The sequence below is a fragment of the Bartonella sp. DGB2 genome, assembly GCF_046843095.1.
In the GTDB taxonomy this organism is placed as follows: Bacteria; Pseudomonadota; Alphaproteobacteria; order Rhizobiales; family Rhizobiaceae; genus Bartonella.
Map to the genome: position 1 here is coordinate 483961 of NZ_CP177329.1, position 21655 is coordinate 505615.

Annotated in this window: 30 protein-coding genes and 3 pseudogenes; 17 read left to right on the plus strand and 16 right to left on the minus strand. The window is 43.5% G+C overall.

Going from position 1 to position 21655, the window contains the following annotated elements:
* Window positions 1–121: 121 nt before the first annotated feature.
* The 10 genes and pseudogenes from ACK28X_RS11675 to ACK28X_RS11720 form a co-directional block, all read right to left on the minus strand.
* Window positions 122–1158: pseudogene (locus ACK28X_RS11675) on the minus strand (tyrosine-type recombinase/integrase).
* A 5-nt stretch (window positions 1159–1163) separates the two neighbouring features.
* Window positions 1164–1382 carry a hypothetical protein gene (locus ACK28X_RS11680; protein WP_412057949.1) on the minus strand — a complete coding sequence of 73 codons (219 nt, stop codon included), beginning with the start codon at window positions 1380–1382 and terminating at the stop codon, window positions 1164–1166.
* A 34-nt stretch (window positions 1383–1416) separates the two neighbouring features.
* The gene (locus tag ACK28X_RS11685) at window positions 1417–2049 is read right to left on the minus strand and encodes a lambda exonuclease family protein (RefSeq protein ID WP_412058010.1); all 633 of its coding nucleotides are present in this window, start codon (window positions 2047–2049) and stop codon (window positions 1417–1419) included.
* An 8-nt stretch (window positions 2050–2057) separates the two neighbouring features.
* Window positions 2058–2798 (minus strand): phage recombination protein Bet, encoded by a 741-nt coding sequence (gene bet, locus ACK28X_RS11690; RefSeq protein WP_412057340.1) that lies wholly within the window; start codon window positions 2796–2798, stop codon window positions 2058–2060.
* Window positions 2799–2810: 12 nt separating this feature from the next.
* A complete protein-coding gene (locus ACK28X_RS11695; protein WP_412059100.1) occupies window positions 2811–3215 on the minus strand; it encodes a hypothetical protein in 405 nt (134 codons plus the stop codon).
* 178 nt (window positions 3216–3393) lie between these two features.
* The gene (locus ACK28X_RS11700) at window positions 3394–3927 is read right to left on the minus strand and encodes a hypothetical protein (protein ID WP_412059101.1); all 534 of its coding nucleotides are present in this window, start codon (window positions 3925–3927) and stop codon (window positions 3394–3396) included.
* 2 nt (window positions 3928–3929) lie between these two features.
* Window positions 3930–4781, minus strand: coding sequence for a hypothetical protein (locus ACK28X_RS11705; RefSeq protein WP_412059102.1), 852 nt, complete (start codon window positions 4779–4781; stop codon window positions 3930–3932).
* 2 nt (window positions 4782–4783) lie between these two features.
* Complete coding sequence (locus ACK28X_RS11710; RefSeq protein WP_412058015.1) at window positions 4784–5593, minus strand: hypothetical protein; 810 nt, start codon at window positions 5591–5593, stop codon at window positions 4784–4786.
* A gap of 114 nt (window positions 5594–5707) precedes the next feature.
* Window positions 5708–6088 (minus strand): hypothetical protein, encoded by a 381-nt coding sequence (locus tag ACK28X_RS11715; RefSeq protein ID WP_412058016.1) that lies wholly within the window; start codon window positions 6086–6088, stop codon window positions 5708–5710.
* A 388-nt stretch (window positions 6089–6476) separates the two neighbouring features.
* Window positions 6477–6812, minus strand: a complete 336-nt coding sequence (locus tag ACK28X_RS11720) for a helix-turn-helix domain-containing protein (protein ID WP_412058017.1) — start codon at window positions 6810–6812, stop codon at window positions 6477–6479.
* A gap of 94 nt (window positions 6813–6906) precedes the next feature.
* Between ACK28X_RS11720 and ACK28X_RS11725 the strand changes: the two genes are divergently transcribed.
* The 6 genes from ACK28X_RS11725 to ACK28X_RS11750 all read left to right on the plus strand — a co-directional run bounded on the left by ACK28X_RS11725 (window position 6907) and on the right by ACK28X_RS11750 (window position 9631).
* Window positions 6907–7299 carry a hypothetical protein gene (locus ACK28X_RS11725; RefSeq protein ID WP_412058018.1) on the plus strand — a complete coding sequence of 131 codons (393 nt, stop codon included), beginning with the start codon at window positions 6907–6909 and terminating at the stop codon, window positions 7297–7299.
* A gap of 243 nt (window positions 7300–7542) precedes the next feature.
* Window positions 7543–7806: a hypothetical protein gene (locus tag ACK28X_RS11730; protein ID WP_412057088.1), complete on the plus strand. Its 264-nt coding sequence runs from the start codon at window positions 7543–7545 to the stop codon at window positions 7804–7806.
* Window positions 7766–8080, plus strand: coding sequence for a hypothetical protein (locus ACK28X_RS11735; RefSeq protein WP_412057089.1), 315 nt, complete (start codon window positions 7766–7768; stop codon window positions 8078–8080). The genes ACK28X_RS11730 and ACK28X_RS11735 overlap by 41 nt, the downstream gene beginning before the upstream one ends.
* A 296-nt stretch (window positions 8081–8376) precedes the next feature.
* Window positions 8377–8820, plus strand: coding sequence for a hypothetical protein (locus ACK28X_RS11740; RefSeq protein ID WP_412057090.1), 444 nt, complete (start codon window positions 8377–8379; stop codon window positions 8818–8820).
* 49 nt (window positions 8821–8869) lie between these two features.
* Window positions 8870–9382, plus strand: a complete 513-nt coding sequence (locus ACK28X_RS11745; RefSeq protein ID WP_412059103.1) for a hypothetical protein — start codon at window positions 8870–8872, stop codon at window positions 9380–9382.
* Between the two features lie 30 nt (window positions 9383–9412).
* On the plus strand, window positions 9413–9631 hold the full coding sequence (locus ACK28X_RS11750; RefSeq protein ID WP_412057092.1) for a hypothetical protein: 219 nt from the start codon (window positions 9413–9415) through the stop codon (window positions 9629–9631).
* Between the two features lie 243 nt (window positions 9632–9874).
* Here the strand turns inward: ACK28X_RS11750 and ACK28X_RS11755 are convergent, their stop codons facing one another.
* Window positions 9875–10732, minus strand: a complete 858-nt coding sequence (locus tag ACK28X_RS11755; protein ID WP_412057093.1) for a hypothetical protein — start codon at window positions 10730–10732, stop codon at window positions 9875–9877.
* 84 nt (window positions 10733–10816) lie between these two features.
* Between ACK28X_RS11755 and ACK28X_RS11760 the strand changes: the two genes are divergently transcribed.
* From ACK28X_RS11760 to ACK28X_RS11785, 6 genes are all read left to right on the plus strand, one after another.
* On the plus strand, window positions 10817–11356 hold the full coding sequence (locus tag ACK28X_RS11760) for a hypothetical protein (protein WP_412057077.1): 540 nt from the start codon (window positions 10817–10819) through the stop codon (window positions 11354–11356).
* Window positions 11356–12696 (plus strand): hypothetical protein, encoded by a 1341-nt coding sequence (locus ACK28X_RS11765; RefSeq protein ID WP_412059104.1) that lies wholly within the window; start codon window positions 11356–11358, stop codon window positions 12694–12696. Before ACK28X_RS11760 ends, ACK28X_RS11765 begins: the two co-directional genes overlap by 1 nt.
* Window positions 12641–13024, plus strand: a complete 384-nt coding sequence (locus ACK28X_RS11770) for a hypothetical protein (protein WP_412059105.1) — start codon at window positions 12641–12643, stop codon at window positions 13022–13024. The genes ACK28X_RS11765 and ACK28X_RS11770 overlap by 56 nt, the downstream gene beginning before the upstream one ends.
* Window positions 13017–13346, plus strand: coding sequence for a hypothetical protein (locus tag ACK28X_RS11775; protein WP_412057096.1), 330 nt, complete (start codon window positions 13017–13019; stop codon window positions 13344–13346). Before ACK28X_RS11770 ends, ACK28X_RS11775 begins: the two co-directional genes overlap by 8 nt.
* Window positions 13334–13837 carry a single-stranded DNA-binding protein gene (ssb, locus tag ACK28X_RS11780; RefSeq protein WP_412057081.1) on the plus strand — a complete coding sequence of 168 codons (504 nt, stop codon included), beginning with the start codon at window positions 13334–13336 and terminating at the stop codon, window positions 13835–13837. Before ACK28X_RS11775 ends, ssb begins: the two co-directional genes overlap by 13 nt.
* 77 nt (window positions 13838–13914) lie before the next feature.
* Window positions 13915–14517: a hypothetical protein gene (locus ACK28X_RS11785; protein WP_412059106.1), complete on the plus strand. Its 603-nt coding sequence runs from the start codon at window positions 13915–13917 to the stop codon at window positions 14515–14517.
* An 18-nt stretch (window positions 14518–14535) separates the two neighbouring features.
* On the opposite strand, the gene ACK28X_RS11790 is transcribed toward ACK28X_RS11785, so the two are convergent.
* A complete protein-coding gene (locus ACK28X_RS11790; RefSeq protein ID WP_412058228.1) occupies window positions 14536–14700 on the minus strand; it encodes a hypothetical protein in 165 nt (54 codons plus the stop codon).
* Window positions 14701–15124: 424 nt separating this feature from the next.
* Between ACK28X_RS11790 and ACK28X_RS11795 the strand changes: the two genes are divergently transcribed.
* A complete protein-coding gene (locus tag ACK28X_RS11795) occupies window positions 15125–15850 on the plus strand; it encodes a Rha family transcriptional regulator (protein WP_412059107.1) in 726 nt (241 codons plus the stop codon).
* Between the two features lie 137 nt (window positions 15851–15987).
* On the opposite strand, the pseudogene ACK28X_RS11800 reads toward ACK28X_RS11795, so the two are convergent.
* The 4 genes and pseudogenes from ACK28X_RS11800 to ACK28X_RS11815 form a co-directional block, all read right to left on the minus strand.
* A pseudogene (locus ACK28X_RS11800) lies at window positions 15988–16348 on the minus strand (helix-turn-helix domain-containing protein).
* Window positions 16349–16353: 5 nt separating this feature from the next.
* The gene (locus ACK28X_RS11805) at window positions 16354–16656 is read right to left on the minus strand and encodes a type II toxin-antitoxin system HigB family toxin (RefSeq protein ID WP_412058230.1); all 303 of its coding nucleotides are present in this window, start codon (window positions 16654–16656) and stop codon (window positions 16354–16356) included.
* A 164-nt stretch (window positions 16657–16820) separates the two neighbouring features.
* Complete coding sequence (locus tag ACK28X_RS11810; protein WP_412058231.1) at window positions 16821–17087, minus strand: type II toxin-antitoxin system YafQ family toxin; 267 nt, start codon at window positions 17085–17087, stop codon at window positions 16821–16823.
* 1 nt (window position 17088) lies between these two features.
* Window positions 17089–17355 (minus strand): type II toxin-antitoxin system RelB/DinJ family antitoxin, encoded by a 267-nt coding sequence (locus ACK28X_RS11815; RefSeq protein WP_412058594.1) that lies wholly within the window; start codon window positions 17353–17355, stop codon window positions 17089–17091.
* Between the two features lie 162 nt (window positions 17356–17517).
* Here ACK28X_RS11815 and ACK28X_RS11820 point away from each other — a divergent pair, with 162 nt between their 5' ends.
* The 4 genes and pseudogenes from ACK28X_RS11820 to ACK28X_RS11835 all read left to right on the plus strand — a co-directional run bounded on the left by ACK28X_RS11820 (window position 17518) and on the right by ACK28X_RS11835 (window position 21651).
* A complete protein-coding gene (locus ACK28X_RS11820; protein WP_412058595.1) occupies window positions 17518–18102 on the plus strand; it encodes a hypothetical protein in 585 nt (194 codons plus the stop codon).
* Between the two features lie 110 nt (window positions 18103–18212).
* On the plus strand, window positions 18213–18848 hold the full coding sequence (locus ACK28X_RS11825) for a hypothetical protein (protein ID WP_412057099.1): 636 nt from the start codon (window positions 18213–18215) through the stop codon (window positions 18846–18848).
* A 240-nt stretch (window positions 18849–19088) separates the two neighbouring features.
* Window positions 19089–19664, plus strand: a complete 576-nt coding sequence (locus ACK28X_RS11830; RefSeq protein WP_412057166.1) for a hypothetical protein — start codon at window positions 19089–19091, stop codon at window positions 19662–19664.
* 86 nt (window positions 19665–19750) lie between these two features.
* Window positions 19751–21651, plus strand: a pseudogene (locus ACK28X_RS11835) (phage terminase large subunit family protein).
* Window positions 21652–21655: the final 4 nt, after the last annotated feature.

The window sequence follows — 21655 nt, forward strand, 5'->3', positions numbered from 1 at the left end:
GAAGCGATATATCTGACTATGTCCCTTGGGCGTACCATATATTAATAAAATCAATAGGTTATAGCAAAGTTCGGGAATTTTAGCCTCTTTGATTCTGTTATGTTTTTTTGATGTCATCCCCTTACCTTTTTTGTATTTTTTCTATCGCCTCAAGAGCGAGTCGCCGCCGATCAGCGCTCTTTGTATAAAGCGATGCCATCTCGTCATCAGTCCAACCAAAAATGGCTTTCAGTTGAGCCACCGTTGCCCCCGAATTCGCCGCCCGAGTCGCCGCTAATTTGCGTAAGCCATGAGCGGACTTTTTAATGCCCGCCTCGTTACATGCTTCCCGAAACAAATTACCAAAACTTTCTTTGGCAAGCGCCCTACCCCCTTTGCCGCAAATAAATGTTTCTTCTCCTATTGGTCCCGCTTTAATGGTAGCTTCTAGCTCGGGTAAAATAAGTAAGAACACATCTGTTTGAAACTGGCTCTTTTCCGTCTTTAAGTGAATGACGCCATCGGTGACATCTTTCCAACCAATCCGCACCGCGTCGCCACGGCGCAGGCCAGTATACAGCAACACATCAATCCATACCCGTTCATGCGTACCCAGTGGCCAGCGTCGGTAGTATTTGTCTATGTCGTCTTCTAACCATACGGCAAAGCCTTTCTTATTGGTAAGTATAGGAGCCTTAACGCCAAGCGTTGGATTATCTATAAGTAAGTCCTGCTCAAGCGCCCATTTAAATACGCCTCTAAACGCTTTCAAAAATTCTCTAGCCGCCGCAGGAGTCTCTTTGCGCCGCTCCACCGCGTCATAAAGTGTTGACGCTTAAGCGCTTTATAAGGCACATGCCCCATGTCTTTCTCGGCTTTCTCTAAGATAAGCTCACGTTGCCTTTTGGTAGGAGAGGCTAATTTATGCCACTCCATGCTTTTGTAATATTTATTTAAAAGCCATGAGAAAGAGCCTTCTGCATTGCGCTTGCCTTTAATCGTTATTGGCGTTTGCCCCTGTAATTGGGCAATAGCGCTTTTATAGTTATCCACGAATTCTTGTGTACCATATGTGCCTTCTACTCTAATGCGCTGGCCTTTATTGATACGAACATACCAAAGCACTTTCCCATGACGGCTGTGTTCTCTCACTAAATGGGGTGGACGCGGCTTAGGCATAACACTCACAAACAGATATCGTATTTATCGTAAAAAGCATCAGAACTTGCCTGTGTGGTAATAGAGCTTTGAGTGGTTAGCTCTGTTTCTTCTGCGCTCTCGTTGAGATAGATAATAACCTCGCCATCTGGTTTGATGGCTATACGGTCACAGCCTAGCTTCTTGGCTTCACGCAAAGCGCGGGCGATAGCTGGTTGGGTTATGGTAGGAGGTCGGTGTCCCATATATCTTGCTCCATTAGCTGTAAATCTTCTCTTATCATCCTATCGCGCTGGATTTGGCGGTAAGCTTATCCTCAAGAGCCTGCACCTCTTCAAGGAAGGCATGCACACATGCTTCTATCTCTTGAATGCGTGCCTCATCACGCCATAGGCGCTTGATCTCACTCCTTAAGCTTGCATTCCTTTCGCTAAAGCGTGGGTCAAAACTAATAAAATCCACCCATTGCCGCCCCGTGCACGCCAGTTGAAACTGCATCTGGGCTTGCCATTTGGGCTTAATAATCCCATCAATTAAAAAGCGGGCATGAGTGGTGGAATGGGGGCATTTGATCTCTATCAGACCATCATCACCTACCAAGCCATCTGGGCTTGCCCCCGCCATGGCAATACTAGGGTGGGGAATAAAGCCACAAGCACTAACCTCATGCCCCGTCATAAAGCTATAGTCTTCCAAGGCATCATACTCATGATCAATGCCCCATTGCATGGCCGCCGTTACATAGGTCTCTATCGCCTTGCCGGTAAGCCGCTCGGTCAATAGCTGGATCTTATAATCCTCATAGTCCGCGCTTGGCAGGCCTTTTGCTGTTCTATTGACAACGCAATACACCTTAGAGGCAGTTACTTTGCCAAGGCGGGCATCAAACCATGCGGCAGTTCTTTGTTCCATATGAACCTCTAAGCAACAGAAAGGGTTTGCGCTTGTGAACTGTGCAAAGCTTGTTTCTTTTTAAGCAGTTGCAAAAGCGTTTGCGCTTGGCTTTGCGATAGGCTTTCAAAGCTTGATGCATGAACCGATGCTAGGGCTTTTGCCTCGTCTGTTTCTGTATCCAAGATCAGCTGTTGCACCACGGCAAGCGTTTCTGCATCGGCAAAGACTTCTTGGCTTTCTGATACGGGGGCATTTAAGCGTGTTGCTTCGTCTTCATCATAGATACCAGAGAAGCCAAAGGCATAACGGGCACATTGGATAGTCGCCTTATGGCGTAGCATACGGGCAGGCCATTTACGCCATGGGTCGGTTTGCTGTTGACATTCTTTTAGATATTCCGTGACCTCTATTGGGTCTTTAATGCTTTTGAGCCGTATTGAGCAGGTAATGGATATGAGATTGCCTGCTTGGTCGAAATGATCTTTAAAGGTCATGCCATCAAAGGCTGGATTAGATTTTATGATTTTAATCCAGCCATCAATGGACACAATGGGTGTGATACCGCCACCACGTTTTGGGAACGCGTAAATCTCTTTTGTTAGAGGATTAAGGCCGTAGGTATTGGCAACGGAAATAAAGGCGGCGAATTCTTCTGCCGCTATATTGCCTGTCATGCAAGTTTTCATAATGGTTTGGCGAAAGGCCTCTTCTGAGAAGCCATAGTTGCTTGCCATAAGAGCAAGGGGGGATTGAACAAGTTGGGTCATTAGTGGTTTCTCCTAAGCTGGGGTGGTGGAGGTAGTCGTGATACGGGTATAGCCGTTGATACAATCATTGCCTGCAATTGTTATGGAGGCGGCAATATGCGCGTTGCCTGAAATCTTCGCATTGCCGCCAACACGTGCATTGCCCCAAACTTTTGCATTGTCTGAAATCTGCGCATGGCCTGAAACTTTCGCGTTGCCTGAAATGCGCGCATCGCCAAAAATCTTCGCATCGCCAAAAACCTGCGCATCATCTGAAACCTCCGCATCGCCAAAAACCTGCGCATCATCTGAAACCTCCGCATTGCTAAGAACACATGCAGTATCAAAAACACATGCATCACCACCGATCCAGCAGGTGCCATTATGGCTTAGGTGGTATTCGCTCTCAACAAAGCCGCCCAAGTCTCCAGCTTCCACATCGCCAAAATTGCGTAGGGCTTTGATACGGTAGAGGGTGCGGCCGTCGATTTCTTTTGTTTCTTGAGTCAGTTCGTATTTTCTTTTCCATTATTAGTTTAGTCCTTATCGTTAGACACAAAGAGCCCTTAGCCATGCTTTAGGCATAAGCCCGTTGTGTACTGATTAAGTTTTTTGATTAGGAGGCTTGGTCTAAAATTCCACTGTCGATTTCTGTGTAGCCGCCTAGTTCTACGCAACCTCTAACAAGCGTGTTACCTCCAATATGAGCACTTTCTGAAATCCGCGCGCCGCCTTCGATACATGCTCTGTTTCCAACAAGCGCGCTCCCTTCGACCAGAGCGCTATGTGTAATGACCGCGTTACCTTCAACACGTGCTTTTCCTCTAACACACGTGTCACCTTCAACACGTGCATACTCCTCAACACGGGCATTTTCTGTAACACGTGCATCGTCAGCAATCGTTGCATCACCACAAACCCTCGCGTTACCCGAAACATAAGCATTGTCTATGACCTTTGCATCGTCATAAACACATGCATTATCATTAACCCAACAGTCGCCCCTATGGCTTAGGTTTCTTTCGTTTTCTACAAAGCCGCCTTTATCGCCTGCTTTGACATTACCAAAGTCACGTAAGGCTCTGATACGGTAGAGGGTACGTTCGTTTACTTCTCTTGTTTCTTGAGTCAGTTCATATTTCTTTTCCATGCCTATTCCCCTGTAATGACTGTGTTACCAGAAACGTGGATATCGCCGCCTATTACTCCATTACCTTCAACAAGCGCATGGCCTGAAACCTGCGCATAGCCACTAACCAATGCATCATCACAAACCCGCGCATAGTCAAAAACCTGTGCATTGTCAGCGACCCAACAATCGCCTTCATGGTCTAGGTTCTGTTCACTCTCAATAAAGCCGCCCAAGTCACCCGCTTTCACATCGTCAAAGTCGCGTAGGGCTTGGATACGATAGAGGGTATGGCCGTCTATCTCTTTGATCTCGTTAGTGAATTGGTATTTCTCTTGTATGTAGCCATGTGTGAGGACTGTACCGCCGGAAACGTGCGTATCGCTGTCTATTACTGCTTTACCTTCGATACGTGCGTTGCGTTCAATTTGTGCATCGCCATAAACCTCTGCATTGCCAAAAATCTGCGCCCCTTCAGCAATTTTTGCGTGGTCATAAATCTTTGCGTTGCCAAAAACTTTTGCATTGCAATAAATCTTTGCGTTGCCAAAAACTTGCGCATTGTCATAAACAATTGCATTGCCACCAACTTCCGCATTGCCTGAAATGTGCGCATCACCTAAAATTTGCGCATTCCAATCAAGACACGCATCATCTGAGACCCGCGCATCATCAAAAACATATGCATTATCAAAAACACATGCATCACCCCCGACCCAGCAGGTACCATCATGGCTTAGGCGGTATTCGTTCTCAACAAAACCGCCTAAATCACCCGCTTTGATATCACCAAAGTCGCGTAAGGCTTTGATACGGTAGAGGGTGCGGCCGTCGATTTCTTTTGTTTCTTGAGTCAGTTCATATTTCTTTTCCATGCCTATTCCCCTGTGATGACTGTGTCGCCGTCTATTACCCTGTCACCATCAATATGCGCACCGCCTGAAACCTGCGCATTACCCATGACCCGCGCCTTACCTGAAATCTGCGCATTGCCTTCAATACGTGCGTGGTCATAAATCTTTGCATAGCCTGAAACTTTCGCATGGCCTGAAATCCTCGCGCCACCGTAAATTTCTGCGTTTTCAAAAACCTGTGCATTCTCCCAAATCGACGCATTGACACCAACAAACGCATTATCAAACACCCTCGCGTTACCTGAAACATAAGCATTGTGTGTAATACGTGCTTCACCAAAAGCACATGCATTGCCTCCAACCCAACAATCGTCTTCATGGTCTAGGTTGGCTTCGGTTTCAATAAAGCCTCCTAAATCGCCAGCTTTAATACCTCTAAAGTCGCGTAAGGCTTGGATACGGTAGAGGGTACGGCCGTCGATTTCTCTTGTTTCGTTCGTAAGTTGGTATTTCTCTTTTATGTAGTCATGTGTGAGAACTGTATTGCCGGAAACGTGCGTATCGCCGTCTATTGTTGCATAACCTGAAATCTTCGCATTGCCCGAAACGATTGCATCATCACGAACCCGCGCATATTCAAAAACACACGCGTTATCTGCTACCCAACAATCGCCTTCATGGCTTAGGTTATCTTCGCTCTCAATAAAGCCGCCTAAATCACCTGCTTCCACATCGCCAAAGTCGCGTAAGGCTTGAATGCGATAGAGTTTATGGCCGTTTACGATGATGCCCTCATCTTTCAGTAGGCGGTATTTTGGGCTTAAGTCAGTCATGATATATTCCTTGCACTATGATTAAGTAATGACCCAGATAAACAATACGGCCGCGATTAAAGTCATAAAGCCTAGGCATTCAGTGATATAGATTAGGGTTTCTTTCATGACGCCTCACAAAGCATCAGCCGCACTTAAGCGGTGCTGTTGTGCATAGGTGCCGTAATAAGCATCATTAAAGGCTTGTTCTTCCCACTCAGCCATAAGGTCGGCATAGGCTTGGCTATTGCTTACCAAGGGGTGGGCTATATCGTCATCAGGCACTAGGTTGAATGTTTTTAAATAGAGGGCGGCGACCTGTTCGCTTATGTCGACAAGGCTTTGCGTTTTTGGATTAATGCAAAGTACTTTCTCTACGCCATCCATAGCCGAAAGCATGTCTAAGATATCGCCTTCATCTAAAAATGGCCCGCTTTTACCTACATGTTCCCCGTCAGAATAGGTGAGCAATAAGATCTCATCACTCGTTACAAAAAACGGTGCTTCCCTATGCATTTCAACCTCCATATCCCTTTAACTAACCAGATCAGCGAGTGCTTCTTCGTGGTTGTTAGGTTTGTGTCTATGGGGTATAATAATATCCTCTTTAGCGGATATGTCAAGCACATATCCTTTAAAAAAGATAAAATATTTAGCTTTATTATGCGAATGCATCGGTTATGGTGAATACTTCAAGGCGCTTAGACGAGGAAATCTGTTTCCAAGTAAGTAGCTTAGTTAAGACCCTGTAGTAGGTATATAAAAATGGTATTGTTCTTTTTTTGTTCTAGCTACAAAGCAAGCTAAAATAATTATCTTACATCTATGGGAAGGAACTAATCGGTGGATAAGCAAAAAGAAATAACAGATTTAGAGATTATAAAACTATGGAGCAGTTTGCCCGCTAAGGAGCGTCAATCTGTGATAAATCTGCTTCAGGAGTTCGCGAACGCAAAAGCATTAAAATCGCTTTCCGCTCTGGAGGAGATGCCTTTGAAAAAAGGGTAATAAACTCTTCCTGTTCTGAAGTAATATTATAGCCATAGATTATGTAAGACAAGCTTACATTAATTTCTTGGCATACCCGCGACAAAGAGTCGATTGTAGGCTCTTTGCCTTCTGACAAAATCGAATGAATATAACCAGGCCCCTTGCCCGCAGCAAGGGACACAGATCGCATAGAACGACCGCTATTTTCTAGGCTTTTTATTAGGCGTTCCCGCCATCCGTCTATATCCATGGTAAAACTATTATATGGCGCTTTTTTGATAAATTACACGTCTTTTTTAAAAAAAACACTTGAATAATCCTCTAAAGAGGATATAATCACCTCTATGACACATCAATATCACCCCGTTTTGAAGGATATAGAAAAGTTCTTACAGGATACTGGCATGGGATCCGCCTATCTAGGTAAAAAAGCTGTGGGAAATTCTGAAGTGGTGGCACGCTTACGAAAAGGCGGTCGCGTTTGGCCTGAAACCGAAATGCGCATTCGTGCTTTCATGAAGCAATATTCTACCATTACACGCGGTAGCGTTTCTAATCAAGTATCACCAAAAAGCAACTATAGCGGGAAAAGTTCCCCTATAGCTAACAAAAGTACAAAGAATGATGCTTCCCCCTCTTGCGGTACGTCCGACCTACCGCAGGACGCCGCCCGCGCCCAGTCAAACCCCCGAGTGGGCGCGGGTGGCAATCATAACAACTATAGCGTGCATACATAAAGAGCACACCATATCAACAGATGAAGACCATAAGGAATATGATCATGACAACAACAGAAGAACCTAAAGAACCCACCTACGAACAAATGCAAAATATTATAGACCAGCTAAACTCCATACAAAACCTTCTCGCAACGATCATCCGTAATCAATGAATGCGCTAAAGGCGGCTAAGCCTAAAGGAATACAACCATGCTACTAGGACTCATTTTCGCCGTCGTATCAGCAGTCTATCTAATTTCCATGGCTAGCGGTTACTACGCTCACCGCCTCGATAAGCGCATAATAGCCCAACAAAAAGAAACCATAGAAGAGCTTACCAGTACGCTAGTTGAAGCAGAAAACGCCCTAAACAAGCAAGAGTACATGATCAAAAACCTTAGCGGTTTTCTGAAAGGCGAACAACCTAATGTCCACCTTGTCCGTATTGGCATTAGCGTTGAAGACAATGACCAAATCGTAAGCGATGAAGATAGTTCATCAGAAGAACACGCAAAGATGCATTAAGAAGAACGGGGATATTAAGGAAATGGATATTGTTACTACTCCGGCAACATTTACTATTGCTTTAACAATTTTTATAGCAGCTTGTTTATTTTATGTATGGTTTGGGTTTGATTTTCTTACGGATTTATTTCCACGCCTTGGGTGGTTCATCATTTCCCTCTGGGCTCTTTCTTACATAGTTACATCAGTTTTTGTTACCACTCAACCTACAAAAACATGCTGTTGTACAGCGCAATATGTAACAAATCCAAGCGAACAGACAAAAATAGAGTAGGGAATTAATATGATAGCTTTTGAAATTGCAATGGTAATATTTTTAATAACCAGTCTCATTTGTATGATAGCTGGAATAATATATTTCATACAAAAGCGCCGATATTTTGGCATTCTCCCTGCTTGTATTTGTATAATTTGCTTTTTTTTTATGGTCAAATTCCCCCCCGAAACGTCTATAGACAACTCAGCATGTACATCGCAATGCATGACGCAACAACCGAGAAACTCTCAGTAGTTGAAAGGAAAGAACGATGAAAAAAGCCGTATTACTAAGATGCATTAGGGATATGTGAAATGGATATCATCATTGCGCTAGCCTCTTTGGCTGTAAACATCATTTTCATAGGCTTTGCAGTTTGGTTTTACCGCGTGTATGGCAATCCGCTTGATTTAGAAAAGTATAGACGTATCAATAGAGAGAATAAAGGGGTTATCCTTTATCAAAGTAAAGCTATTTCTGATCAGAATAGGACTATTGAGGACTTAAAAAAGTCTATTAACGACCTAAAAAAGCCTGAAGATGAAAAGCAAGAGGCCATACTAGAGCTAAGGAAAATCATTAAGGAAAAAGACAGCGTTATTAAGGAAAAGGACAGCGTTATTAAGGAAAATTCTAATAAAATATCCGACATGTCATTTATGCTACGGATGTTCGAGATAGATAGAACGCAACTTAGAGAAGAAGTAAAAGAGAAGAAAAACTACATTAAGTTTCTTAAGGGATATTCTTTGATATGAGAAATGGAAAAACAAGCAAGAAAATCTAGCTGAGAGAAAGGTGCATTCTATGACCACAATAGAAATAATATTTTCAATAGTATCTACAGCACTCCTCCTGCTTTGCCTTGGATTTTATTTCAACGCTTATGCTTTTAGGAAACTATCGCAAAAGCGCCAAGAGCGTTCTGAAAAAGAAATCGCGCGTATCATTAATTACCTAAAGGATATGCAAAGTCAGATTGATATAATTACTAGCCAACAGGAAGAGCTTATTAAGGATCCTAAAGGCCGAGACCTAGAACCATTTATAGAGTCTTCCGAAACAAAGCCTAATAAATATGATGAAGAAGGAACGGCACATGGGTACCGCGTACCTTTTGCATTCGAGCTTGATTTAGACTTTGCTCAAAAGCAAGGCTTCACGGAGGAAGGGGCTATATTAGAAGCCGAAAGGTTTCGTCAAGCTTTTGAAAACAGGTACTGTTACGGCGAAAAATTATATTACAGAAACATCACTGGATCGTTGCGTGGAAAAATTGGGTTCGTCAAAGAAAAGCCTTTCGAGGAACCCATTAGATGAGAAAAGCTAGATTATAAGGTGCGCGAGACAATGACAGAAAGTATTTTATTCTCAATCATAGGCTTATCTCTGAGTTTATGTACTTGGATTTTCTTCATATCGCATAGAGATATTAAGCTTATAAATCAGATAACGATAGATATAGAACAAAATTCAGCAATCCTCAAAGAGGAAGAGATGACAACAGAAGATTTGATGAAAAAGTTTTCTGAAATAGAAAGAGATATTTTAACTGTGAAAAGAAAGTGATAAAAAATGTTCATGCCAACAATCCAATATGTTTTATTTTTTTGGTCGCTATTTCTACTATTATTTTATTTTATTATCAAAAAAAGAATAAAAAAAACAAAGTACACTTGTGCTAATATTTTATATAGAAAGAAATCCGGAATAAGAAGACAAGTAGTCTTAAAAAGATTATAAAATACAAGATAGAAGAAGCGAAAAGTGAACTAGAAAATCTAAAGGAATTGCAAGGATAGATTATTAACTTTATTTTATAGGAGGGATATCAAGACTATATTTTATATGTACCGTCTCATTATGATCATTGGCAGATGTATGATGTATATGAAGTGTAATCTTTGGCTCATTGTACGGCTCATTGCACAGGAAATGTAGATCAAGAATAGTATAATTAATGTGCTGTTTTTTAGGGCGTATATTGATGATTTTCAATAATACACAAGACTGTTCTAAAGCTTTTTTGCATGATCCATAGAAGCAAAGGTGTTTTTCCTCTGTCCTTTTTGCTGTAGGATTTTCACGCAAAATGGGATTAAGTTCCGTTCCAATAAACTCTAAATGGAGAACATAAGATTCATCATCATACATCTTTTCGATATATTCTTGTTCGTTTTCCATGAAAAGACTACCAATCTTATTGGTTAGACTTCTCATTTTATCTTTAAAGGACTCAAATGTGCATGCATTTTCTTTAAAAATTAATGGATTGTCATCGGATATAAAGATATCCTTGATGATTATACTGTTGTTGGAGTTATTTATTAATTTTAATGAAACTATGAGCTCCCGCGAAAAACTACCATCTTTATTGCTTAAGTCACATTCATTACTTTCTGGAAAATATGCATGTATTCGCTCTATTTCTAAGGGAAGTCCAAGATCAACTTTTCTTTTTTCCTCTAAATTCAAGCCAAGTTTTGCTAAAGAAATTATCGTGTTTTCTTCCAAGCTTTTGGCTTTATTTTTTTCTATTTCTAGAGCTTCTTTGTTTGTCTTATTTTTGTTCCATAAGTGGACAAATTTTATAATACGCCCAATAATCGTGATTATTATTCCCGCTATAGGGATAATCCAGACTAAGTTTTTGCTTATCCAATCCCACATCCGTAATTACCCCCCTTTGCGTTTTATTTATTCAATAGCAAAGCACTGTAATTCGCGTTTTATGATTCTGCAACGGGGGTTGGCATGAGGACTATTCTATGCCTTGACCTTGGTAGCAAAATGGGCTGGGCGGCATTTTGCGGTAATGGATTTATACGCAAGCCGCAGGTACACAGCCTTGCTAAAGATGCTTTTTGCCAAGGCGCTATGACCAGCGGCTCTGTTACCTTTAAAAAAAGAACTTTTGACGGGGGCGGCGTACGCTTTTCTAAATTCCGCATATGGCTAAGTGATACCAAACACCGCTTTGAATGTGCTGGAAGTAGTCTTGATAAAATCTATTACGAAGAAGTGCGTCGCCACCTTGGAACAGATGCCGCCCATGTTTACGGCGGCTTTTTAGGCGTTCTCACCGCTTGGTGTGAACATCATCAGATTGACTATCAAGGCGTGCCCGTTGGTACCATTAAGAAGCACGCTACAGGCAAAGGCAATGCATCAAAAGATGATGTTTTAAATGCCATATGGGATAGAGGCCATCATCCAGAGGATGACAACGAGGCCGATGCCTTAGCCCTTTTATATTACGCTTTAGATCGAGAGGAGGAGGATATGGAGAGCTGATGCATATCTTGATTGATCTCACCACCGCTTTAGCAAACTCTGGAGCTAGCGCAGAGCAAATAGTTGCCGCGGTTCATGCTGTTTGCAATTACGAAAAAAAGGTACGCGAAGCAAAACGCTTGGCGCATCTTGAAGCACGCCGCTATAAGGCAATGTCACCTCTTTATATGGAGGTAGCCAATACAGACCATTTTCCCGATGTGGGAAAAGTGGTTTATGACTGTAACGAGTCTTCATATCAAGGCGAGGCAGAAGAAAAAAAGAAATCTGCTAATGCTCTTCGTCAGCAACGCTTTAAAGAACGTTTTAAAAAATGTTATGGGATAAATTATTCACGGCTTTATGACTGTAACACTAAAAGCGTTACCCAAGGCGTTACCCGCGTTACCCAAGGCGTTACCCACCCCACCGAAAGCGTTACCCAAAGCGTTACCCGCGTTACACCCCCTGCTGAAAGCGTTACCCAAGGCGTTACCCACCCCACCGAAAGCGTTACCCAAAGCGTTACCCGCGTTACCCACCCTGCTGAAAGCGTTACCCAAGGCGTTACCCACCCCACCGAAAGCGTTACCCAAAGCGTTACCCGCGTTACCCACCCTGCTGAAAGCGTTACCCAAGGCGTTACCCACCCCACCGAAAGCGTTACCCAAAGCGTTACCCAAGGCGTTACCCACCCCACCGAAAGCGTTACCCAACAAAATTTAAAAAAAGAAAAAAAGAAAATACCCCCCCACACCCCCCTAAAAGAAAAAAATAAAAAAAACAAACCCTATACGCGCGTATACGCGCGAGGGATCCCGAAACAAATTTCAACACTCCCTTCGACAAACCTCGACCTCGCTACAACGGCTAGTGAGCCCATAGAGGCTATTCCACAGCCCCCCAAAACACCACAATCCTCAAGGGGTTGTCGCCTACCACCCGATTTTGAGCCCGATCTTAACTTCGCTAGACAGCAAGGCTTAACGGAGGAGAAAATCTGCGTTGAAGTCGAAAAATTCCGTGACTATTGGGGCGCCAAGGCGGGGAAAGACGCCACAAAAGTTAACTGGCAAAGCACATGGCGTAATTGGATTAGAAGATCACAAGAATATTCCGCAAAAGGAGGCGGTAATGGAACCACAAATAACAACACCCGACAAAATTTTGGACAGCCCAATAACCATAATCAACAACAGCGCGGCTGGGGGCATCGCGTCGCGGAAAAAATGCTTAAGATCCCAACTACAGGAGATATGTACGCTTTTCTGTTCGAAAACACACCGCCAACCACCGTTTCTGTGGATGAAGGGGCAAAAGCCAACACCCCAAGAACAGCAGGAAATCTTATCGCTAACTAAGCAAGCTTTAAAAGAACTGGATAGGCCTGCTGATGCCAAGGACATTAGCCTTGCCTTTGCTCTGCTTAGCGCTGGTTTAAAAGTTTCAACCAATCAAGACGAAAATGCAACCGCTTTGGCTTATAAGAGGGCTCTTGAAGACATTGGCTATTGGGCTCTACAGAAGGCAACAGAAGACGTTTTGCGCGGTAAGGCAATAGGACTTTCAGCAACCTTCATGCCTGCTACTTCTGAGTTTGTTCTCTATTGCGGACAGCTTGAAAACAATTGCCGGCGTATGATTGATTACATTCACAAAACTTTAAATAAAGGCGAGGCCAATGTTTAAAAAACAAAAGACCATTGTCGCCACCCTATCGGGCTATGCAAACCATAAAGCAGGCGTACAACAAGTGTTCTACAACCTCTACGAGGACAAATACGGGCGGCGTTTCATGCAACGCTTTGAAGGCAAAACCTATAATTACACACCCTTTGGTGCTGATTTTAGCGTTGCGGCCTATGTTGATGCTTGGCTCCATGGCGGCTCTTTGCCACAAGCCGCTTTAGCAAAAAGCCAAGCCGAAGAAGCCGAAAACCTGCTTGATTTGGAAGAGATTACAGGACTACAGCTATTTGAACAGAAGGAAACCACACAATGTCTAGCCTAAATAAAGTTATACTTATTGGCCATTTGGGCAGAGATCCAGAAATCAAAGCCATGCAAACGGGCGGGCAAGTGGCTCTATTCTCATTAGCAACTAGTGAACGCTGGAAGGATAAGAACACGGGTGAGAAGCGCGAAAAGACCGAATGGCATCGCATTGTGATTTTTGACGAAAACCTTGTCAATATTGCCGCCTCTTATCTAAAAAAGGGAAGCCATATCTACGTAGAAGGGCAATTACAAACCCGCAAATGGAAAGACCAAAGCGGTGTGGAACATTACACCACAGAAGTTGTTTTACAGAAATACCGCGGTGTTATCCAAATGCTGGGGCAAGCAGGCAATCAAGGTCAAGACACACAGCAAGTCACAAGCCAAAAGCCCCCAGCTGGTGCTAGCACCATGACCTATGGCCAACACAGAGGCCAAACACAGGCATCCTATCAAGCGCCATTATCCTACGATGATCAACTCAATGATGAAATACCGTTTTAGAGAGGCAAACGATTGCAAAACGCGTGCTTATCATTGATTAATATTTTAATATTTCATCCAAGGAAAGCGAAACAAAGATGATTGATCCTGCACTGTTCAATTTACCATGGTTGACATTGGTCACATTAGCCTCTGGCTATGCTGGGTATCATATTGCCAATAACGGCATACACATGGATGATAGAACCGCAAACATCTTCTTCCCATCCCTTTGCTTTGGCTTGATTGGTGCGAGTTTTTATAAAGCCGCCGTGTATTTTGGTATGGTTGAACCTTTTCCGGCTATCCCTGCGTTTTTTGGGACAATTATTATAAGCGCGCTTTGGCGTAAATATTTTCGCCTATGGTTTTATAAAATACTACGTAAGCTGGATATTAGTCACTGCGACCACACCCCTTCTGCTTGGATCCAGTTTAGCGAAACTCTAAATACGCGTTCCTATGAACTGAATGTTGTTTTAAAAGACGATACTTGCCTCCTATCCAGGGATCTATATCGCTTTGAAGATCTTCCCAATGGCCCCTACGCTTTGGGAGCGACAGGAGACATTGTGCTTTATGTGACTGATGCGCATAATCCTTTGCAAGACGAGTGGAGAGAGTATGATGAGGTGTTGAACGAAGAGTTTGGCGCTTACGCGACTTACATTCCTGCTGATCAAATCAAATCAAAATGGTAAGCTTGCGGAGAAAATAGACTACTTCTTTTTAGATGAAGAAGAATGAGAAGGTATACGTGATGGCTTCTGCTGAGAGTTACTAGGGGATTGACCTCTTCCGGTGACGGTAGCTCCCCTTTCTACTTTTTGTCTATCGGTTAAAATTTTAGCAATTTTATCTGAAATTATGGTTTTTTTCTTCATGGAATCACCTTTCCTTCAAAATAAAGAAGAACATATTTTCTATAGCTAAGCAACATCGCACAATATCTAAATAAATAGCTTATGTATTAAGAGCGGAATTACCATGCAAAGCCTTTGGATTGGAGACTGACTTTATAGAGCCATAACCGCCTCGCTTGACAAAAATCCTAAAACCGCTATGTTGAGAGCAAGTGCTTCAAAAACACTTTCAACATACAGCGGCTAAATAACCGAAATTATTTACCGTTCCGAACAATTCGACCTATTGCCATGCTTCTATGCATGCGCCTTATGTCGGGTGTGGTTACGCCATACAATACCCGCAAGGGGAAAGTGTAACGACGGACTGTATGCCGTGTTTTTGAGCACCCGACACCCTTACGGGCGTCTTATCAAAAACGTTAATACATACAGGAGTAAAACCATGACTGGTTCAGTGAACAATGCCAAAAAGGCAAAAAAAACTTCTCAAATAAAACAAGAGCTTTCGAAAGGTACAGTAGCATCGGTGCTAACCATGTCTAGTCGTGACATCGCAAAGCTGTGTGGTAAACAACATCAACATGTAAAACGTGATATTGATGCAATGCTTTTAGAGTTACAAATAGATGCGTCCAAATTTGGACACATCTATAAAGATGCTCAAAACCGTAAACAAACCGAATACCTTTTACCCAAGCGCGAATGCCTTATCCTCGTTTCAGGTTACAGCACAGTGTTGCGGGCAAAGATTGTTGACCGTTGGTTAGAACTGGAACAAGCACATCAACCACAGCTACAATTGACGCAAGAAGATGATACCGTCTATCGCCTTCCAGAAGACCGCACAAAGATACCGCTACGCATCAGAGACTGCATCAATAAACACGCCCAACAACTAGCCGCGCTATATCGGCTAGAAGCAGAGGCCTATTTGCTTAATCATGTTTACATGGGTGCTGTAGGCATATGGCGTGAGATATCCTTCTCAAAGGTCGAAACATGTCTAAAAGAAGTTCTATGGCTAGATGTGATCGATAAAGAATTGGCTAAAATGCGGTTCAATCATTATTTCCTCTTTAAATCGCTAAGAGACCTTATAAGCAAAGACGTTAAAAAACTGGAAGAACTACACCTTTCAGCACCTAACGAGCGCTTGCTTGTCGCTTAAACGTAAACAACTTCCCCCGTCTTTAGGCGGGGGGGATAAGCATAAAAAACGTTACACTTTATAACGAAACCGCTAGTCCATGCGATTTGAGTCTTAAAACTCATAATAACAGCGAGTTAAAAGGCAGGCCAACTCTATCAAACACCCACTAAACTAGTGAGAGGAATACCAAACTGGGTATGCAGTTTTCTAATCATAGGCAAGGTTAGATTTCTTTTGCGGTTCAGTATCTCATATACTCGGTTCGATTTTCCGATTGCGGGTTCAAGATCTTTGACCGTCAACCCCTGTTGTTCCATTCGAAATTTAATCGCTTCAATGGGATCTGGCGCCGCAATAGGGTAGTGTTTTTGTTTTCATACTCATTGATAAGTATGCACATGATTTCAAAAAAATCGGCCTCGGGCGTATTGGGTAAAGGCTCATTGTCAAACATGGGTTCTACGACCGCAACGCTGCGTCATAATCCTGCTCTGTCTTGATAGGCTTAATGTCCATAGATCTTATTCCAATCTTACAGTTTCTGCATCGACTTTATCGTATTCTTTATGCGTACCGATGAATTTAACGAATAACCATCCTGTTTGATACGCTATGGCGACAATCAATCTATAATCATTTCCTTTAATGTTAAAAACTACGCGCCTATTTTTTAGAATACTAGCACTGCGATACTGTTTCTTGATATCTGCTGGAGTTTTCCATTCTGCTTTTCTGGCTTCATCTACCCAAGCCTTCAGTGGCTGTTCTGCATCAGGATTGGACGTCCAAAAGTCCTTCAAAGTTTTAATGGAGATGATTTTCATATGATATATATTAGTCCCGACACGGGACTACGTCAAGCCATTCTTTAAACAAAAATCAAACTCAAGGGATATTTTAAAATTTTAAGTCTAAAAAGCATAACCTTGAATAGATACCAATGAGGATGCAAAAAATAACTACACTGCTTCCAAGCTATAGGCTTTTGCTAAAAAAGATCCGAATGAGTTCCAGTTCTTGCTAACTGTAATTCAGAGCCTTTTACACGGTAAATTATAATCCAGTCTGGTTCAATATGTGCATCACGAAATCCTGCCCACGTACCCCGTAAAGGATGATCTTGGTAGACTTTTGGTAAAGGCATTTCGTTTACTAAGAGGTCTAAAAGAACGCGCAATTTAGCCATATCCTTACCGCGCTTTTCTGCTTTGCGAACGTCTTGCTTAAAGGTTTTTGATAAACGTAGCGCTAACATCTTAAAGACCTAAATCTTTATACATATCCTCTACATTTTCATAACGTGTTCCTCCTCCATCTTCTAGTTCAGCCATTGCTTTTTGTGTCGTTGGGTTAGGCGTCGTTAAATCAAAAGGCAAGCGCCCTTCCTCCGCGACTCTCATAAAGGTTAAACGAATAAGGTCAGATGTATTAAGCCCTATGCGTTTCAAAGCAATAGACGCTTGTCGCTTAACATCTGCTGAAATACGAGCACGAACAATGGCATTTTGAGGATCTGATTTCATAACGGGGGCTCCATACGCTATATTATGGCTACAATATAGCTACAAAAATACTACAAGTCAATGTCGATAAATAATTTGCTACGCATCAATATATAGTATGTATCTTTTATTTAATTGGCAAATATGGTATAAGATATGATGGAATGATTAATGGAAAATAGCATGGCAATTAAGAAGCGCAAGAAAGCGAGAGGTCGGCCACGGATTGAAGGCGTGGCTCGTGAACCTAGTGGACGGATATCGCGTTCAGGCCATGGTTTCACACGTCGTGGTGCTAATGATAATGAACCAATTGATTTACTAGCCCTAAGGATGCGTGCAAAGCATGCAGGCCTATCATTGGAAGATGCGAAGAACCCATTAGCGGCAACTTCTATTGGCCGTTTGCGTTTGCTAGGGCGCGAACAAGGATTGAGTGAAGCGCAATACGACGCCGCCGAAAAGTATTTACAGGTGCGCAATGATTATCTTTGTGCAAAGGGTTTTGCTCATGGCTATTATGATAGACCACAAAGCCAAGACTTTACAGGAACTGTAGAAGAATGGGTTATCAAATGCACCAAACGGTGGCAAGATGCGCGGCTCGCTCTTAAAGAAGCGCAGTTTGATAACCCCGATGACAATCTATTCGCGGCTATTCAGTATATCGTTGAGGATGATATGGATGTATCACATTTGGTAGGTGCTCTCCGTTTAGCTCTCAACGCTTTGTCGCGCCATTTTTTACTTGACAAAAGCATGTCATAAATAGAAACTGACATTGGGTGCTGTGAAGATTTCCGCCTAAATTTTGGTTCGACTTTGTAACGAACATTTTCACTTACCTTTCCCGACAATGCAGTGCATAGAGGTGATCCATGGCGTTCAGTAACGACGAGGCTGTCACTGTGCGCTTTGATCTAAAAGACGCCAATAACATGTTGGATGTCTTAGGTGAGACGCAATTACACAAAGTAGCAAGCGCCTCTATCAATAATACGCTTAGCAAGGCGCGTACCAAAACAATCACCATGATCCGCAAGAAAGCGGGTCTACCTGCTAAATACCGCAAGAACTATTTGAATGATAAGGTGAGGCGTTCAGCGAAAGCTACGCCCCAGCAACTCTATTCTAAGATGATTGTGCTCTATGGAGATATCCCGCTTAAGCTGTTTAAGCATGAGGAGCAAGCAAGCATCGGTATGCAGGTTGAACTGCTTGGTGGCAAGCAGATGTTTGCAGGCTATTTTGATCATGGCGGCACCTTCCCCAACCGTACGCCGCTAAAGCCTAAATTAAACAATCATGTATTCATGCGCGATCCAAGCAAGACTAAGCGTGTGCGCTTAGCTAATGGTAAGACAAAACTTGTGCCGCGTTTGATCAGGCCTCTAGGTGTTAATGCCGCATCAATTATGACCCGCGATGGTATGCAGGCTAAAGTAGCGCAGATGGTTAGCACGATGTTTCAAGAGACCATGCAGAAGAACATCAACAAGGCTCTGCTTAAGTGAAGTGGGTTTAATTTTCCAATAATTAGAAAAATATTCTAATATTGCCAAGGTACTTCCCGCGGGGGGGGCATAGGCGGGTCGATGCGCAGCGCGATATTTTTCTAGCGTCAGGGATTTTTAAATCACTTAACTTGTTAACTCATTGAAACAAAATACAATTATTTGACGCTAATTTTGTTGGGATTATCGTAGCTATTTTGCAAAGCATTTCTATGCGGCTTTTGGAGATTTTTTACAAAAATGTCAGAGCTAGAATTAGAAAATAATTCCAATGTAAAAGAGCGACGCGCCCTATTCTCTAAGCGTCTAGGGGTTAGCAAGGCCTATATAACCCAACTTGTAAAGAAGGGTTTGCCCACAAGCGATGATGGTCAATTCATCCTCGTTGATGAAGCTTTAGCATGGATTAAAGCCAACATTGCGCCCGCCTATAAAAAGAGTAAAGTCGGTGAAGTTGTTAACCTTGATCTTAACGAAGTTAAGTCGCGCTTAACTCTTGCCCAAGCAGAGAAGGTAGAATTTGAACTTAAGGTCAAGAAGCAGGACTATGTGCCGATAGATTATGCTAAGCGGCAGGCATTTGTATTTGCCCGTAGCTGTCGTGATATGCTGATGTTGTTTCCAAGCCGCCACAGTGGTGATATTGCCAGCGCGTTAGAGTGTGACCATAACAAGGTTGCCATAGTTTTAGAACAGCATATGCGCGATGCTTTGATAGAGCTTGATACGATTCCTATGCCTGATTTTGCAAAAGTCGACGAAGAAGAGGAAAGCGACAATGTTCAGAACACCAGTGAATATGAAGCAACAGAATGAGGCTCTGACCAAAATTTGCAAAGCCCTTCAGGAAGGGATAATGCCTGACCCCATAGGCCTGCGTCCCAGAGGTGATGGGGTTGAACATGAGCATAAACAAGGATTACCAAGCCCGAAACCTCGTTAAGCTTTGGGCAGCCTTTAAAGAAGGGTTTCGCTCTGACCCCGCCTATACGGTGTCTCAATGGGCGGACGTCCATCGTTATTTGTCGACACAAGCAAGTGCAGAAGCTGGCCTATGGCGGACATCAAGAACGCCTTATCTGCGCGAGATCATGGACAATCTGTCGAGCTATTCAAGCATTGAGACGACGGTTGTTATGAAGGGCGCGCAAATTGGTATGTCAGAAGCGGCGCTAAACTTCTGCGGTTATGCCATACACCATTCGCCTGGCCCCATTCTGTATGTGATGCCTACGGTAGATATGGCAAAGAAGCTCTCAAAGATGCGTGTTGAGCATATGATACGCAACAGCAAGGCTTTGTCAGAGCGCATTGCCCCACCACGCGCGCGCGATAGCGGCAATACGCTGTTTATGAAGGAGTTTGCAGGCGGTTCATTAAACTTGACGGGTGCTAATTCAGCGGTGGGCTTGCGCTCTATGTCTATTCGTTATTTGGTGCTTGATGAGGTTGATGGGTATCCGTTTAATGTTGATGATGAAGGCGATCCCATTACCCTTGCTCTTCGTCGTACGGCAAGCTACCCGCGGCGTAAAGTATTTATGCTCTCAACGCCAGCAAGCCTTGAGACCAGCCGTATTAAAGCCGAATTCGAGAAGGGTGATCAGCGTTATTATAACGTTGCCTGTAAAGAGTGTCATGAGCTACAACCTATTACGTGGGCACAGATCCGCTGGCCTGAAGACAAGCCTGAGGAGGCCCACTTTTTTTGCGCCCATTGTGGTGCTATTCATGAGGAACATCACAAAGCGGCGTTGCTGAGCGAAGCCAATGGCGCGCGTTGGGTAGCAACCAAACAGAGCCGCTATAACAACTTTCGCTCCTATCACCTATCGGCGCTTTATTCGCCATGGTTTACGTGGGGCGAATGCGCACGCGCATTTCTAGAGGCCAAGGACCCTGCCAAACTACAATCCTTTGTCAATACTGTATTGGGCGAACCTTGGGAAGAGTATGATGCTGGGGGAACGGATGCTAGCGCGCTTTACGCTTTGCGCGAAGAATACCCACTCTTACCGCCGCAGGTGGCCATTCTAACCTGTGGTGTTGATGTGCAACCTGATCGCTTGGAGTTGGAGCTTGTTGGCTGGGGGCGTGATGAAGAGAGCTGGAACATTGATTATAAAATCTTTTTGGGCGACCCATCGGCAGCAGAGGTTTGGCACCATCTAGATACGTATCTTAGTAGGCGTTGGCCCCATCCTGCTTTAGACAATGGTCTGCTGATCCATGCGACGTGTGTTGATACGGGGGGCTCAAATACGCAAGCGGTGTATGATTATGTGCGACCGCGTCAAGGCCATAATATATGGGGCATTAAAGGGAGTAGTAATAGTACGTCTACCGTGTGGCCCAAACGACCAACCCACAACAATAATGGAAAGATCAATCTTTATGTCATTGGTGTGAGCGCCGCTAAAGATATGGTTATGGCGCGTCTTAAAAGGACGGGCCTGATGCTGTTGGCTATGGTGCCTGCCACTTCCATATCGAGCGTGACTTAGAATACTTCCAGCAATTAACAGCAGAGCGCAAAAAGACAAAATATAGCAAGGGTCAACCAAAGATAGACTGGGTAAAGGCCAATAATGCCCGCAATGAGGCATTGGATTGCCGCGTCTATGCCTATGCGGCGCTATGCGGCTTATCGGCGATGGGGATATCCTTAGAGCAACAAGCGCAAGCTTTAGAACAGAAGATGATAGAGCGCGGCCTATCCTTTGATAAGGACGAAGTTCTTGCCCCGCCAGCACCACCTATACGGCGGCGGCCGCGTATGATGAGAAGTTCGTATATGCTATGAACGA

Coding starts and splice junctions, on each gene's coding strand:
- ACK28X_RS11680 (WP_412057949.1), bottom strand. CDS start 1,382: ATGGGACACCGACCTCCTACCATAACCCAACCAGCTATCGCCCGCGCT.
- ACK28X_RS11685 (WP_412058010.1), bottom strand. CDS start 2,049: ATGGAACAAAGAACTGCCGCATGGTTTGATGCCCGCCTTGGCAAAGTA.
- bet (WP_412057340.1), bottom strand. CDS start 2,798: ATGACCCAACTTGTTCAATCCCCCCTTGCTCTTATGGCAAGCAACTAT.
- ACK28X_RS11700 (WP_412059101.1), bottom strand. CDS start 3,927: ATGGAAAAGAAATATGAACTGACTCAAGAAACAAGAGAAGTAAACGAA.
- ACK28X_RS11705 (WP_412059102.1), bottom strand. CDS start 4,781: ATGGAAAAGAAATATGAACTGACTCAAGAAACAAAAGAAATCGACGGC.
- ACK28X_RS11710 (WP_412058015.1), bottom strand. CDS start 5,593: ATGACTGACTTAAGCCCAAAATACCGCCTACTGAAAGATGAGGGCATC.
- ACK28X_RS11715 (WP_412058016.1), bottom strand. CDS start 6,088: ATGCATAGGGAAGCACCGTTTTTTGTAACGAGTGATGAGATCTTATTG.
- ACK28X_RS11720 (WP_412058017.1), bottom strand. CDS start 6,812: ATGGATATAGACGGATGGCGGGAACGCCTAATAAAAAGCCTAGAAAAT.
- ACK28X_RS11725 (WP_412058018.1), top strand. CDS start 6,907: ATGACACATCAATATCACCCCGTTTTGAAGGATATAGAAAAGTTCTTA.
- ACK28X_RS11730 (WP_412057088.1), top strand. CDS start 7,543: ATGGCTAGCGGTTACTACGCTCACCGCCTCGATAAGCGCATAATAGCC.
- ACK28X_RS11735 (WP_412057089.1), top strand. CDS start 7,766: ATGAAGATAGTTCATCAGAAGAACACGCAAAGATGCATTAAGAAGAAC.
- ACK28X_RS11740 (WP_412057090.1), top strand. CDS start 8,377: ATGGATATCATCATTGCGCTAGCCTCTTTGGCTGTAAACATCATTTTC.
- ACK28X_RS11745 (WP_412059103.1), top strand. CDS start 8,870: ATGACCACAATAGAAATAATATTTTCAATAGTATCTACAGCACTCCTC.
- ACK28X_RS11750 (WP_412057092.1), top strand. CDS start 9,413: ATGACAGAAAGTATTTTATTCTCAATCATAGGCTTATCTCTGAGTTTA.
- ACK28X_RS11755 (WP_412057093.1), bottom strand. CDS start 10,732: ATGTGGGATTGGATAAGCAAAAACTTAGTCTGGATTATCCCTATAGCG.
- ACK28X_RS11760 (WP_412057077.1), top strand. CDS start 10,817: ATGAGGACTATTCTATGCCTTGACCTTGGTAGCAAAATGGGCTGGGCG.
- ACK28X_RS11765 (WP_412059104.1), top strand. CDS start 11,356: ATGCATATCTTGATTGATCTCACCACCGCTTTAGCAAACTCTGGAGCT.
- ACK28X_RS11770 (WP_412059105.1), top strand. CDS start 12,641: ATGAAGGGGCAAAAGCCAACACCCCAAGAACAGCAGGAAATCTTATCG.
- ACK28X_RS11775 (WP_412057096.1), top strand. CDS start 13,017: ATGTTTAAAAAACAAAAGACCATTGTCGCCACCCTATCGGGCTATGCA.
- ssb (WP_412057081.1), top strand. CDS start 13,334: ATGTCTAGCCTAAATAAAGTTATACTTATTGGCCATTTGGGCAGAGAT.
- ACK28X_RS11785 (WP_412059106.1), top strand. CDS start 13,915: ATGATTGATCCTGCACTGTTCAATTTACCATGGTTGACATTGGTCACA.
- ACK28X_RS11790 (WP_412058228.1), bottom strand. CDS start 14,700: ATGAAGAAAAAAACCATAATTTCAGATAAAATTGCTAAAATTTTAACC.
- ACK28X_RS11795 (WP_412059107.1), top strand. CDS start 15,125: ATGACTGGTTCAGTGAACAATGCCAAAAAGGCAAAAAAAACTTCTCAA.
- ACK28X_RS11805 (WP_412058230.1), bottom strand. CDS start 16,656: ATGAAAATCATCTCCATTAAAACTTTGAAGGACTTTTGGACGTCCAAT.
- ACK28X_RS11810 (WP_412058231.1), bottom strand. CDS start 17,087: ATGTTAGCGCTACGTTTATCAAAAACCTTTAAGCAAGACGTTCGCAAA.
- ACK28X_RS11815 (WP_412058594.1), bottom strand. CDS start 17,355: ATGAAATCAGATCCTCAAAATGCCATTGTTCGTGCTCGTATTTCAGCA.
- ACK28X_RS11820 (WP_412058595.1), top strand. CDS start 17,518: ATGGCAATTAAGAAGCGCAAGAAAGCGAGAGGTCGGCCACGGATTGAA.
- ACK28X_RS11825 (WP_412057099.1), top strand. CDS start 18,213: ATGGCGTTCAGTAACGACGAGGCTGTCACTGTGCGCTTTGATCTAAAA.
- ACK28X_RS11830 (WP_412057166.1), top strand. CDS start 19,089: ATGTCAGAGCTAGAATTAGAAAATAATTCCAATGTAAAAGAGCGACGC.